The organism is Albibacterium sp. (assembly GCF_035514885.1).
In the GTDB taxonomy this organism is placed as follows: domain Bacteria; phylum Bacteroidota; class Bacteroidia; order Sphingobacteriales; family Sphingobacteriaceae; genus Albibacterium.
Map to the genome: position 1 here is coordinate 197909 of NZ_DATJCH010000012.1, position 12768 is coordinate 210676.

Below are 12768 nucleotides of genomic sequence, written 5' to 3' on the forward strand. Positions count from 1 at the left end.
TTTTTTTATCAGTTATATAGAGCCAATGAATCATAGCCGTTTTTTAGATTTTAATGGTCGTTTTTATCATACAGAAGAAGCTATATTTCGTGTAACTAATCGAAGCTACCGCTATGGAGATGGTTTGTTTGAAACTATGCGATGGGAGAATAGAGAGATTCAGCTTTTGAACTATCATGTCGATCGTTTACAAAAAAGTATGGATGCTCTCAAAATGGAAGGTGGAAAATTATTTAATAGTTCCTTTATACATCAGAAGGTTACATCATTACTCGAAAAGAATCAACTAATTGAAAGTGAATGCAGAATCCGTTTTTCTGTATTTCGTGATGGAGAAGGTTTGTATACTCCACAGACTAATCAATCAGCCTATGTAATTGAAGTAAATAAGCTAGATAAGAAAGTCAATGTTAATAATCAGTCAGGCTTGATTGTTGATATTTTTCAAGATCATCGTAAGCCTCAAAATTCACTTTCTAATATAAAGTCAAGCAATGCAATATTGTATGTATTAGCAGGAATTTATCGTAAAAAGCATGGTTTGGATGATGTTTTGCTAATAAACGAAAGTGGATTCTTAGTTGAATCTTCCAGTTCAAATTTCTTTGTGTGGTACAATGGCATGCTTTATACACCTGCTTTAAGCGAAGGCTGTGTAGACGGAGTAATGCGTCGTTCTATTCTTGAATTTGCCAGAGAAAATGAAATAGAAATTATTGAAGCCCAAATCAATCCGCACATTTTAAATGAAGCCGATGAGATTTTTTTAACTAATGCGATTCATGGTATGCAGTGCGTTCTAGGCTATAAGAAAAAAAGATATTTCAACCATTTATCGAAAGATCTTTGGCAAAGATACGAACAATGGCAAAGAAAGATTGCAGAAGAATCTAACTCACTTTAATCGGAAGCCTCTTAGAAAATCAGAGATACCCATTCTTTTTTTATCTTGAATTTGTAGATCCTGAATGTGGATATATCCATTCTTACAAGCAAATTTCAAGTAGGTTTTTCCATCGCTTAGTGGTGTTCCGGGAATCTCATTAACTTGAGTAAATTCCGGCTTCGCTTTATATATTTTTAGAATTTTGTTATCAAGAAGCGTAAATGCAGTTGGATATGGACTTAGCCCTCTAATTAAATTGTAAACTTCTTGAACAGAGCGGTCCCAATTGATCCGACAGTCTTCTTTATGGATTTTTGGTGCTGTTTTTAATTGCTCGTTATTTTCGGATTGAGGTATTCCTTCAACTTGACCTCTATAAATAGAACTAACTGTTTTAACTAGTAATTGCGCACCAATGTTCATTAATTTATCATGCAGATCTTCTGCAGTATCATTTGGTAAAATAGAGGTTTTCTCACTAAATAAGACATTTCCTGTATCTATTTCATGCTGTAGTAGAAATGTACTTACACCAGTTTCTGTCTCACCATTTATAATGGCATGGTTTATTGGTGCAGCGCCACGATATTGGGGTAAAAGAGAGGCATGTAAGTTAATAGTTCCTTTCGGAGGCATATTCCATACTATTTCAGGTAACATCCTGAAAGCAACCACAACTTGTAAATCTGCTTTAAAGTTTTCTAATTGCTTAATAAAATCCGGGTCTTTTAAGTTTGTTGGCTGTAATACAGGTAAATGATTTGCTAAAGCAAATTTTTTCACTGCAGATTCATGAATCTTTTGTCCCCGGCCTGCTGGTTTATCAGGGGCAGTAACGACAGCAACAATCTTTTCTCCTGCATCCAGTAAAGCTTGCAAAGAAGCAACTGCAAATTCAGGAGTACCCATAAAAATAATTGACATAAAATAGAATTCAGAAAATTTTGGAATACATTCTTTACCTTTGCGAAGGTAAAAATAATATATCGAATTTGAATTTTCCTTTATTTCTTGCAAAGCGAATAACCACTAAAAGCAACCGTACTTTTTCAAAACTGATCGTCCGTGTTGCTATTGCTGGAATTATGTTGGGGCTTACCATCATGATTTTGGCTATTGCTGTTCTTCGTGGTTTTAAGTCAGAAGTAATTGAGAAACAACGCGGCTTTTCAGGAGATATAGTTCTTTTTCAATTTGATTTAAATCCTGCTTATGATAACACTCCTCTTTCATTAAGTGATTCAACGAAAGAGAAATTAATAACAGTTCCGTCTGTTAGAGCCATCCAACCTTTTGCTACTAAACCTGGAATTATCAAAGCCAATGATGAAATTGAAGGTGTTGTATTAAAAGGCATCGATGCCAGCTACAATCAAGAATTTATTTCCAGTATTCTATCTGAAGGGAGATCAATTGATTTCTCAGATCCGGACAATGTAAATAGTCAAATATTGATATCTAATTATCTGGCCAATCGTTTAAATCTAAAGCTCGGAGATGATTTTTTAATGTATTTTATTCAAGAGCCTTTAAGAAAGAGAAAATTTACAATAGTTGGTATCTTTAATCAGGGTGCGGAAGAAATAGACAAAACATTTGTAATTGGTAATTTAGGACTCATCCAACGATTAAATAATTGGGGTGCTGATACTGTAGGTGGATATGAAGTAATGCTAAATTCATTTAATAGCTTGAATGAAAGTAAGGTGCAAATAGACGAGGTATTGCCCCTTGAAATTAGATCGCTAAGTATTGTAGAATACTATCCGGAAGTATTTCAATGGTTAGACTTATTAGATGTCAATACAGAAGTAATATTGTTTTTAATGGTTCTTGTTGCAGTAATCAATATGATTTCAGCACTCTTGATCATCATTCTTGAACGAACTCAAATGATTGGGATTTTAAAAACACTAGGCTTTTCGAATGGTGGTATTCGACGGGTATTCCTTTATAATGCTACTTATTTAATTGGCTATGGCTTGTTATTAGGAAATTTAATGGGACTTGGATTTTGTTTTATACAAAGTCAGACAAAGTTTATTAAACTGGATCCGGCATCCTATTATGTTGATCATGTGCCTATATCTATTGGTCTATCCGATATAATTTTTTTGAACCTGGGAACTTTGGTAGTTTGTGTATTGGTTCTTTTAATTCCTTCCGGATTAGTAAGTCGTATCAGCCCGATAAAAGCAATCGGATTTAAATAATATTATTGGCAGCTATTCCAGTTTTTTGGCTTCGTTCCAATAAATATCCATTTCTGTTAAGGTCATATCTTTTAGGTTCTTCCCGTCTTCTTTAGCTTTGTTTTCTAAGTAAGAGAAACGTTGAATAAATTTCTTATTCGTTCGCTCTAAGGCATTTTCGGGATTTATATTTAGAAACCGAGCATAATTTATTAATGAAAATAATAGATCACCAAATTCGCTCTCCGCCTTTTCTGGATCAATTAAAGAAGGGTCTTGGATGTTGAATTCATCTTTAAACTCCTGAAGCTCCTCCTCAACTTTCTCCCAAACTTGACTTTTATCTTCCCAATCAAAACCAACACCTTTTACCTTGTCTTGAATTCTGTAAGCTTTAACTAATGCCGGGAGCGATTTAGGCACGCCAGATAGAACTGATTTATTTCCTTCCTTTAGTTTTAATTGCTCCCAGTTTTGTTTAACCTCTTCTTCTGAGGCTACTATAATATCTCCATAGATATGTGGGTGTCTGTTGATTAGCTTTTCACAGGCAGCATTGAGAACATCAGTAATATCAAAAGCTTTTTGCTCATCAGCAATCTTGGCATAAAATGTTAAATGTAATAGAATATCGCCCAATTCTTTTTTAATTTCAGGAAGATCGTTTTCTAAAATGGCATCACCCAGCTCGTACATTTCTTCAATAGATAGATGTCTTAAACTGAGCATGGTTTGTTTTTTATCCCAAGGACAATCAGTTCGCAAGGTATTCAGTATGGTTAATAACCGTTCAAAGGCTGCTCCTGGTGTGTGTTCAGCAGGAGGTGGTGTTTTTGACATTTTTTTTATTTAGATAGATAATGTTTTAGAAGCTAACCAAGCTTTTTCATCTTCGTTTAAAAATGGAGATAGCTTATTAAAAACTTCACTGTGATATTGATTTAACCAGTTTATATGACGCTTTTCTAAAAGCTCTTTATCAATAATAGATGTTTCAATATAACACATTGTCAGAGTTTCGAAAGTCATAAACTGTCCGAAATCAGAACCTTTACCCAAGCAACTTGCCACAAGGTTTTCGATTCTAATACCATAATAGCCTTCACGATAAAGTCCTGGTTCAATAGAAGTGATTGTATGAGGTTCAATAGCAATATCTGTGTTTGATGCATTAAATACGTGTGGACCTTCATGAACATTCAAAAAGAAACCTACACCATGGCCTGTTCCGTGCCCATAGTTTCTATATTCGTCCCAAAGTGGTTTTCTTGTTATTGCATCAATTTGATAACCTCTGGTTCCAACAGGGAAAACAGTAGTACTTCCTTCAATCATGGCCTTTAAAACCAAAGTGTAATCTTTTTTCTGATCATCTGTTAGGTTTCCTAAGCTGATTACACGAGTAATATCAGTTGTTCCAGTAATATATTGTCCGCCAGAGTCAATCAAAAGCAATCCATCCAATTCTAAGTTAACATTACTGTCAGGAGTAGCTTTATAATGGGGGAGCGCCCCATGTTCTTTATATCCGGCGATAGTATCGAAGCTTTCACCAACAAAATCCTTTTGTTCAGCTCTATATTCCTTTAATTTTTCAGCAACTGTGATTTCAGAAATAGTTATCTTTCCTAAGTTTTGCTCTAGCCAATAGAAAAAACGGCTTAATGCTATTCCATCCCTAATCATGGTTTCTCGAGTATGAGCTAATTCTGTCTCGTTCTTTATCGATTTTAAAAATGTACTAGGGTTAGTATCTTCAATTTTATTACAAGATGAAGGAATTAAAGCATAATACGAATAACAGTTCCTTTTCGGATCAATAAAAATGCTAGCGTTAGCTGGAATGTATCTTATGGCATTTTCAATTTCTTCGTACGGATGGATAGAAATTTTGGCGTTCTCTAATTCTGTTATAGCCTCGCTGTTGAGCTTTTTCGAGTCAATAAATAATTGAACTCCGTCTAAAGTGAACAATGCAAAACTAAGGACGACCGGATTGCATTTTATATCTTCACCTCGAATATTAAATATCCATGAAATGTCATCTAAAGAAGAAATTAAATGAAAGGATGCTCCTCTTTGGCTTAAAATTTCTTGAACCTCTCTAATTTTTTCAGAAATGCTTTTTCCGGTAATATTTTTATCCAGTAAATATGCACTTCCATTTGGTAGAGAAGGACGGTCGGTCCAAATTGTCTCAATCAGATCAGTATTGGTTCTGATATTAATCCCTTTCGGTTTTAGGGCAGATATTAATTGTTTTGCAACTGAAATGGAAGTTAGCTTTCCATCAAAAGCAAGCGTGTTTCCTGCAGAAAGGTCTTTAGAAAGCCAAGTTATATATTCAGCTGCTCCTTGAGTTTTTAATTTTACTAATTGAAAACCAGAGTCGTTTAATTGATCTGTTGCTTGAACAAAGTAGCGACTATCGGTCCATAATCCTGCAAAATTGGCTGTAATTACTAATGTTCCTGCCGAACCTGTGAAGTTTGAGATCCATTCTATATTTTTATATCGGTCGGGAAGATATTCACTAATATGAGGGTCTGCCATCGTAATAATATAGGCATCTATATTTTCGTTTCTCATCTTCTCTCGAAGTGCTGAAAGCTTATCTGAAGGTGTCATTTTTACTAATATTTAGTTCTGCAAGTTAGCAAAAAGGGATGAGGTTATAAATACATCTCTTATTCAACAACTAGGAATGGATTTATTATTTTGAATACAAAACAGTACATTTATTCTAAATATGGCAAATCAATTAAAATTTGAATCATCTCCATATCTCAAGCAACACCAGAACAATCCTGTTCATTGGTATCCCTGGGGTGATGAAGCCTTGCAAAAAGCCCGAAAAGAGAATAAGTTAATTATTGTAAGTATTGGTTATGCAGCCTGCCACTGGTGTCATGTTATGGAACGTGAAAGTTTCGAAAATGAATCAGTCGCACAAGTAATGAATGATCACTTTATTGCGATTAAGGTAGACCGTGAAGAGAGACCGGATATCGACCAAGTATATATGACTGCCGTACAGCTAATGAAAGGGCAGGGTGGATGGCCGCTTAATGCAATTTGTTTGCCAGATACACGTCCCATTTATGGAGGTACTTATTTTCAGCCTGAAGATTGGAAGAACGTGTTGCTACAATTGGTACACACTTGGAATGAGAAACCTGAAGTCGCTTTTGATTATGCTCAACGTCTAACACAAGGTATTCATGAGTCGGATACTATGCCAGTCCATCAGCTCGATGCACCCTTTCAGTTATCAATGTTGCATGAAATTGTAGATGCATGGAAAGTTGGTTTTGATAAAAAGGAGGGAGGCTATAAACGAGTTCCAAAGTTTCCAATACCAAATAATTGGTTATTTTTTTTACGTTACGGTTTTCTAACAAAGGATGAGGAGTTATTAGATCATACGCACTTTACACTCAAAAGGATTGCATCTGGAGGAATTTATGATCAAATAGGTGGTGGTTTTGCACGTTACTCCGTTGATGCTGAGTGGCACATTCCTCATTTTGAGAAAATGCTCTATGATAATGCCTTGTTAGTCAGCCTTTACTGCGAAGCATATATGCAAAGGCCCTCTCCACATTATAAGAGAGTAATATTCGAAACTTTGGCTTGGATTAAAAGAGAAATGACAAGCCCTGAAGGAGCATTTTACAGTTCTTTGGATGCAGATAGCGATGGTGTAGAAGGTAAGTATTATACATTTACTCAACAAGAAATTGAAGATGTATTGGGTGAGGACGCTCCGTTGTTTATTAATTACTTTCAAATAACTGAAAAAGGAAATTGGGGAGAGGAGAATACAAATGTATTGAAGCTGGTTGAAGATGCTGACAGTTTGGCGCGAGAAGCAGGCTATTCGGAATCTGAGTGGAACAATTATTTGAACGAAATTAAATCTAAGCTTTATCAATATAGGGAGAAACGGACTCGTCCGCCATTGGATAATAAAATCTTGTGTTCTTGGAACTCAATGATGATTAAAGCCTACGTAGATGCTTACCGGGTGTTTCGGGAAGAGGAGTATTTAGCTGCGGCAAAAACCGCTGCCAGCTTTATTGAAAGGGAACTTTTTAATAAAGACGGTGATTTATTACGTCAGCCCCTTTATAAAGGGAAAGAGATAATAGGTTTTCTAGATGACTATGCATTCTACATTGAAGCATTGATTGCTTTATATGAAACTACTTTTCAGATTCATTATTTGAAGCAATCCAAAGCGCTTGTAGATAAGGTATTAACTGATTTTAAACATGAAAATGATACTGCATTCAATTTTACTTCTCATAGGGCGGAAAGATTGATTGCAAATAAGAAAGACATAATGGATGATGTCATTCCATCTTCAAACTCTGTGTTAATACGTCAGTTGTTCAAACTAGGCTTATTTTTTGATGTAGATTCATATCGTTCAACTGCGATGCAGGTATTGGTTAATGTTTTTCCACAGATTAAAACGTACCCTTCTGCTTTCTCAAATTGGTCGATACAGCTATTAGAAGAAGTCTTTGGCTTAAATGAAATTGCTATAACGGGACCTGATTATCAACAGAATCAAGAAGAGCTGGATAAACATTATCTTCCTAATAAAATAACAATGGGAGGCGAAGATGAAAATCTTCCCTTATTGATGGGTCGGATAGACTCGACCAACAAAATATATGTTTGTAAAAACAAAACATGCAGTTTACCGGTAATTAATATATCGGAATTATTAAAATTAATTTTTAAACAGGAGAATGAACAGAATCCTCCAAAATTTTAACAAGATGACTATACAACCCAATAGCGTAGTTGCGCTAACTTACAAATTACACACTGTAAATAATGGTTCAAAAGAATTTGTAGAAGAAGCTGATCAAGCTAACCCATTGGTATTTTTATCAGGAGTAGGTATGATGTTGCCTAAATTTGAAGAAAATATACAAGGGTTAAAAAAAGGGGATAAAATTGATTTTGAACTCCAAGCCGTTGATGCTTATGGGGATTTAGATGAAAGTGCTGTAGCACAATTGCCTGCAGATATGTTTAAAGAATCAGGAATCCCTCCTGTAGGAGAAATTATCCCTTTGCAAGATAATCAAGGAAATCAATTTAGAGCTAGAGTAACAGAAGTGAGCCCTGAAGCTGTTGTAGTAGATTTAAACCACCCAATGGCAGGTCAAAATTTACATTTCGATATTGAAGTTTTAGATGTTCGGGAAGCTACCGAAGATGAATTAGCACATGGTCATGCACATGGTGCAGATGGTCATTCAGGTCACTAAATTTAAATTTTATTATATTCGAAGAGATTTAGGAATAATTCCTAAATCTCTTTTTTATTGAGTCTATGAATTATTTTTTAGTTAAATCTGAACCCTTTAAATACAGCTGGGAACAATTCCTTAAAGACAAGCAAACCTTTTGGGATGGCGTGCGTAATTATCAGGCACGTAATAATTTGAAAGATATGAAAAAGGGTGATCTAGTTCTTTTTTATCATAGTAATGAAGGGAAAGAGGTAGTAGGAATTGCCCAGGTAATTAAGGAATTTTATCAAGACCCAACCACTAGTGATGATCGTTGGGTTGTAGTTGATCTTGCACCTCTAGAAGCATTGAAACAACCGGTTAGTTTGTTGACTATTAAAGAGGATGAGCTTTTAAAAGATACTGCTTTAGTAAAGCAGAGCCGGCTATCAGTGATGCCTTTGAAAGCAGCAGAATTTGATCGGATTATTGCTTTAGGAAATGCTGACTAATTATTTACTTAATAGAGTTTGAGGAATCAAACACATGCATCAATTCATGAGCATCAGAAGCCCTCATCTTACCAGCTAATACAAGTCGTAACTGTCGGCGTTGAATAGCTTCCGTATAATATCTTTTTTCACTTTCAGTTTCTGGGATTAATTCGGGTACTTTAAGTGTATTGGAATTTTCATCAATAGCAACAAAGGTATAGAAGGCTTCATTGGATTTGATCTTGGTGCCTGAAGGGATGTTTTGTGCCCAGACGGTAAGCTGTACCTCCATGGAAGTATTAAAAGCGCGACTAACCTGAGCTTCGATGGTCACTACATCGCCCAGTTTAATGGGGTGATGAAAAGATACAGTATCTACAGAAGCAGTTACAACAATACGATTACAGTGCTTTTGAGCAGAAATTGCTGCTGCAATATCCATCCAATGTAATAAACGGCCCCCCATTAAACTATTTAGAGGGTTGGTATCATTTGGTAATACCAGTTCGTTCATAACTGTAAAGGATTCCTTTGCAAATTTTTTATCCATGACCTTATTGTATTACTCTTCTAGTTCTAATATCTTATCTGCTAGCTCTTCCCATTTATTTTTATAATCATGCAGTTGGCTCTTTGCTGCTTGATATAATTTTGTTAGTTCAGCTAACTTATCGGTTGAATTGTATATCTCGGGATCCGCTAATTGAAGTTCAAAATCCTTAATCTTGTTCTCTGTTTCAAGAATCTCAGCTTCTAAGCGTTCTAAATCTTTGTTCAAACTTGAAGAAGAACTCTTTCCAGTGGTCTTTTTTGTCTCAGGTTTAACTTCCTTTTTCTCTTTCTTTACCTTAGGCTCTTTAGCAGTATTTTTATTGGCTTCTTTTCGGCTGGCTTGCCAATCTTCGTATTCCTGATAGGTTCCAGGATATTGTTTGATCTTCTGGTCTTCAATATACCAAATCTTATTGGCGACATTGTCTAATAAATACCTATCGTGAGATACAACAATAAAGGTTCCCTCATATTGTTTAAGAGCCTGAATTAGAATGTTGATTGATTGAATATCTAAGTGATTGGTCGGCTCATCCAGAAGCAGGAAGTTAGCGTCTGCTGTTAAAGCTTTTGCCAATGCTACACGGGATTTCTCTCCTCCGGAAAGAACTTTAATCTTCTTAAAAGCATCATCACCTGTAAATAAAAAAGACCCTAGAATTGTTCGTAATTCCGTTTCTGTATGTTTAGGAGCAAAAGCTTGTAACTCTTGCAGAACCTCGTTTTCCAGATGAAGAGCCTCTAATTGATGTTGTGCAAAAAACGTTTGGGAAACATTATGACCCGATTCACAAGTACCTTCAAAATCAGAATCTACACCAGCGATGATTCTTAATAACGTAGATTTACCTCGACCATTCGCACCAATAAGCGCAATCTTATCACCTTTTTCAATAAGTCCATCTGTGTTGTTCAAAATAGGAACATTTGGATAGGATTTACTGATGTTTTTTAAAGTTTTAACATGACGGCCTGAAGGCTTGCTAAATCGAAAGCTGAAATTAACAGTTGGATTGTCATCATCTACCGCATCCACTTTATCCATTCTGTCTAAAGCTTTGATACGAGACTGAACCATTTTAGCTTTACTTGCTTTTGCTCTAAAACGCTCAATTAATTTTTCTTCTTGTTTTATTTTAGCTTGTTGATTTTTAAACTGATTGCCTTGAATTTCCTCTCTTAAAGACTTCTCCTCCTGATAAAAGCTGTAGTTCCCAGCGTACACATTTAGTTTGCCTTTTCTTGACTCAACTGTTTTATTGATAACACGGTCTAAGAAATATCTATCGTGAGAAACAATTACCACAGCTCCTTCAAACGCTTGTAGATAACTTTCAAGCCATTGGATGGAAGGTAAGTCCAAGTGGTTAGTCGGCTCATCCAGCAATAAGATATCGGGCGCTTGCAATAATATTCTCGCGAGCATAACCCGCATTCTCCATCCTCCCGAAAACTGAGAAAGTTTCCGTTGTTGCTGCTCTTCATTAAAACCCAAACCTGCCAATATGCCTGCAGCTCGATATTCTATATTATAACCATCAAGAGCTTCGAATTCGGCCTGCTTATCACTTAATTTATGTAAGATATCATCGCTATAATCTGTTTCTAACTTCTTAAGAAGTTCTTCGATTTGATCATGTAACTCATTCTGCCTTTCGAAAGCTTCCATGGAAACATGTAAAATGCTTTTATCAGATTGATAAGATAGTAGATCTTGATTAAGGTAACCTATTTTTAGATCCTTAGCCATAGAAATAGTACCCGATGTAGGTTTCATTTCTCCTACGATCAACTTTAATAGAGTTGTTTTACCAGTCCCGTTTGCACCGATTAATCCGGCTTTTTCTCCTGGTTTTATATGCCAGTTTGCTTCATCGTAAAGTGCACGGGCACCTATTTCGAAAGTTAAATTGTTGATTGATATCATTTCGCTGCAAAAGTACGGATTTTTAAATTAAATTGTTTTCTATCTTTGCTCTTATGTATAAATTGGTAAAACCTTTATTCTTTTCGATGGAGCCCGAAACGGCTCATTATACGGTAACTAGCGGACTTAAAAGCTTTTTGAAAGTTTGGGGCGCAAAGAAGATTATGGAGGCAGCGTTTTCCTATGCAGACCCTTCTTTAGAAAGAGAGGTGTTTGGATTAAAGTTTAAGAACCCTGTAGGGTTAGCAGCTGGCTTTGATAAGAATGCAGAATACATTCATGAAATGGCGGCTTTAGGTTTTGGCTTTGTCGAAATAGGAACGGTAACACCCAGGCCCCAGCCGGGTAATGACAAACCAAGAATGTTCCGTCTGACAAAAGATGAGGCTTTGATCAATCGGATGGGCTTCAATAATCAAGGAGTGGACGTGGCAGCTTTACGCCTGAAATATTTTACGGATAGAAACGGACTTATTGTTGGAGGAAATATTGGTAAAAATAAAACAACACCTAATGAGAATGCCGTAAATGATTACATTATTTGTTTTGATAAGCTTTTTGATGTAGTCGACTATTTCGTTGTTAATGTAAGTTCTCCAAATACACCGGGACTTCGCGATCTGCAGGAAAAAGAACCTCTTAAGCATATTTTAAATATACTTCAAAAGCGAAATGAAGGCCATGAAAGGCCAAAACCGATTTTATTAAAAATAGCCCCTGATTTAACCGATAGCCAATTGGATGATATTATAGAAATTGTTATCGATACCAAGATTGCCGGGGTTATTGCCACGAATACTACTATAAGTAGGGAAGGACTGAAAAGTGGATCTTCCTTGTTAAAGGAAAGCGGCGGCTTAAGCGGTAAACCTTTATCAGTTCGTTCAACCGAAGTAATCCGATATCTGTCGGAAAAGTCAGGCAAAGCATTTCCTATCATTGGTGTTGGTGGCATTCACTCTTCAGCTGATGCCTTATCTAAGTTACAAGCAGGAGCAAGTTTAGTTCAGGTGTATACAGGGATGATCTACGAAGGTCCTCAATTAATTAAAACAATTTGCAAGCGATTAATTAATAAAGAATAGATTAAATAATAAAAATGGCAAAGAAAAAGGAGGATATTCAATATGAATATCCTCCTTTTTTCAATCTATCGAAATAGATTATTTCTTTAAATCAGCAGATAACTGATCTAAGATCGCGTTGTTCTTAACAACCTGGTGCGTAGCTGGCAATTCAGAACGACTTCCGGTTTCAATGTTGCGACCTAATTTTAGAAATTGAACATCAAGTTTAGCAGTAACTTTGTTCTTTCTATCTTTTCTTTTTAAGCGAGTAACTCCCATTTTGTATATTTTTTATTTTAATAACGAGGTCGGAAGCGGATTCGAACCGCTGTAAAAGGTTTTGCAGACCTCTGCCTAGCCACTCGGCCATCCGACCATTCCCATTAAGGAATGCAAAA

Annotated in this window: 12 protein-coding genes and 1 tRNA gene; 6 read left to right on the forward strand and 7 right to left on the reverse strand. The window is 35.9% G+C overall.

Annotated features, from left to right (window positions below; genetic code table 11):
- Nucleotides 1–25 precede the first annotated feature (25 nt).
- Nucleotides 26–904, forward strand: a complete 879-nt coding sequence (locus VL047_RS04720; RefSeq protein WP_325358947.1) for an aminotransferase class IV — start codon at nt 26–28, stop codon at nt 902–904.
- On the opposite strand, the gene fmt is transcribed toward VL047_RS04720, so the two are convergent.
- Nucleotides 896–1810 (reverse strand): methionyl-tRNA formyltransferase, encoded by a 915-nt coding sequence (gene fmt, locus VL047_RS04725; protein WP_325358948.1) that lies wholly within the window; start codon nt 1808–1810, stop codon nt 896–898. The two genes, VL047_RS04720 and fmt, sit on opposite strands and share 9 nt — an antisense overlap.
- Before the next feature lie 68 nt (nt 1811–1878).
- Between fmt and VL047_RS04730 the strand changes: the two genes are divergently transcribed.
- Nucleotides 1879–3099, forward strand: coding sequence for an ABC transporter permease (locus VL047_RS04730; protein WP_325358949.1), 1221 nt, complete (start codon nt 1879–1881; stop codon nt 3097–3099).
- 12 nt (nt 3100–3111) lie between these two features.
- On the opposite strand, the gene mazG is transcribed toward VL047_RS04730, so the two are convergent.
- Together mazG and VL047_RS04740 are read right to left on the reverse strand one after the other, a co-directional pair.
- On the reverse strand, nt 3112–3918 hold the full coding sequence (gene mazG / locus VL047_RS04735) for a nucleoside triphosphate pyrophosphohydrolase (protein ID WP_325358950.1): 807 nt from the start codon (nt 3916–3918) through the stop codon (nt 3112–3114).
- A gap of 9 nt (nt 3919–3927) precedes the next feature.
- On the reverse strand, nt 3928–5706 hold the full coding sequence (locus tag VL047_RS04740) for an aminopeptidase P family protein (protein WP_325358951.1): 1779 nt from the start codon (nt 5704–5706) through the stop codon (nt 3928–3930).
- 121 nt (nt 5707–5827) lie between these two features.
- Here VL047_RS04740 and VL047_RS04745 point away from each other — a divergent pair, with 121 nt between their 5' ends.
- From VL047_RS04745 to VL047_RS04755, 3 genes are all read left to right on the forward strand, one after another.
- Nucleotides 5828–7864: a thioredoxin domain-containing protein gene (locus tag VL047_RS04745; protein WP_325358952.1), complete on the forward strand. Its 2037-nt coding sequence runs from the start codon at nt 5828–5830 to the stop codon at nt 7862–7864.
- Between the two features lie 4 nt (nt 7865–7868).
- The gene (locus tag VL047_RS04750) at nt 7869–8366 is read left to right on the forward strand and encodes a peptidylprolyl isomerase (protein WP_325358953.1); all 498 of its coding nucleotides are present in this window, start codon (nt 7869–7871) and stop codon (nt 8364–8366) included.
- Nucleotides 8367–8431: 65 nt separating this feature from the next.
- Nucleotides 8432–8842 (forward strand): EVE domain-containing protein, encoded by a 411-nt coding sequence (locus tag VL047_RS04755; protein WP_325358954.1) that lies wholly within the window; start codon nt 8432–8434, stop codon nt 8840–8842.
- A gap of 4 nt (nt 8843–8846) precedes the next feature.
- Here the strand turns inward: VL047_RS04755 and VL047_RS04760 are convergent, their stop codons facing one another.
- Together VL047_RS04760 and VL047_RS04765 are read right to left on the reverse strand one after the other, a co-directional pair.
- Complete coding sequence (locus VL047_RS04760; RefSeq protein WP_325358955.1) at nt 8847–9374, reverse strand: acyl-CoA thioesterase; 528 nt, start codon at nt 9372–9374, stop codon at nt 8847–8849.
- Between the two features lie 12 nt (nt 9375–9386).
- A complete protein-coding gene (locus VL047_RS04765; RefSeq protein ID WP_325358956.1) occupies nt 9387–11303 on the reverse strand; it encodes an ABC-F family ATP-binding cassette domain-containing protein in 1917 nt (638 codons plus the stop codon).
- Between the two features lie 53 nt (nt 11304–11356).
- Between VL047_RS04765 and VL047_RS04770 the strand changes: the two genes are divergently transcribed.
- Entirely contained in the window at nt 11357–12388 is a 1032-nt protein-coding gene (locus VL047_RS04770; protein ID WP_325358957.1) for a quinone-dependent dihydroorotate dehydrogenase, read from the forward strand.
- A 78-nt stretch (nt 12389–12466) separates the two neighbouring features.
- Here the strand turns inward: VL047_RS04770 and VL047_RS04775 are convergent, their stop codons facing one another.
- Complete coding sequence (locus tag VL047_RS04775; protein ID WP_325358958.1) at nt 12467–12649, reverse strand: spore protein; 183 nt, start codon at nt 12647–12649, stop codon at nt 12467–12469.
- Between the two features lie 26 nt (nt 12650–12675).
- Nucleotides 12676–12746: transfer RNA gene (locus VL047_RS04780), tRNA-Cys, on the reverse strand.
- Nucleotides 12747–12768 lie beyond the last annotated feature (22 nt).

Coding starts and splice junctions, on each gene's coding strand:
- VL047_RS04720 (WP_325358947.1), top strand. CDS start 26: ATGAATCATAGCCGTTTTTTAGATTTTAATGGTCGTTTTTATCATACA.
- fmt (WP_325358948.1), bottom strand. CDS start 1,810: ATGTCAATTATTTTTATGGGTACTCCTGAATTTGCAGTTGCTTCTTTG.
- mazG (WP_325358950.1), bottom strand. CDS start 3,918: ATGTCAAAAACACCACCTCCTGCTGAACACACACCAGGAGCAGCCTTT.
- VL047_RS04740 (WP_325358951.1), bottom strand. CDS start 5,706: ATGACACCTTCAGATAAGCTTTCAGCACTTCGAGAGAAGATGAGAAAC.
- VL047_RS04745 (WP_325358952.1), top strand. CDS start 5,828: ATGGCAAATCAATTAAAATTTGAATCATCTCCATATCTCAAGCAACAC.
- VL047_RS04750 (WP_325358953.1), top strand. CDS start 7,869: ATGACTATACAACCCAATAGCGTAGTTGCGCTAACTTACAAATTACAC.
- VL047_RS04755 (WP_325358954.1), top strand. CDS start 8,432: ATGAATTATTTTTTAGTTAAATCTGAACCCTTTAAATACAGCTGGGAA.
- VL047_RS04760 (WP_325358955.1), bottom strand. CDS start 9,374: ATGGATAAAAAATTTGCAAAGGAATCCTTTACAGTTATGAACGAACTG.
- VL047_RS04765 (WP_325358956.1), bottom strand. CDS start 11,303: ATGATATCAATCAACAATTTAACTTTCGAAATAGGTGCCCGTGCACTT.
- VL047_RS04770 (WP_325358957.1), top strand. CDS start 11,357: ATGTATAAATTGGTAAAACCTTTATTCTTTTCGATGGAGCCCGAAACG.
- VL047_RS04775 (WP_325358958.1), bottom strand. CDS start 12,649: ATGGGAGTTACTCGCTTAAAAAGAAAAGATAGAAAGAACAAAGTTACT.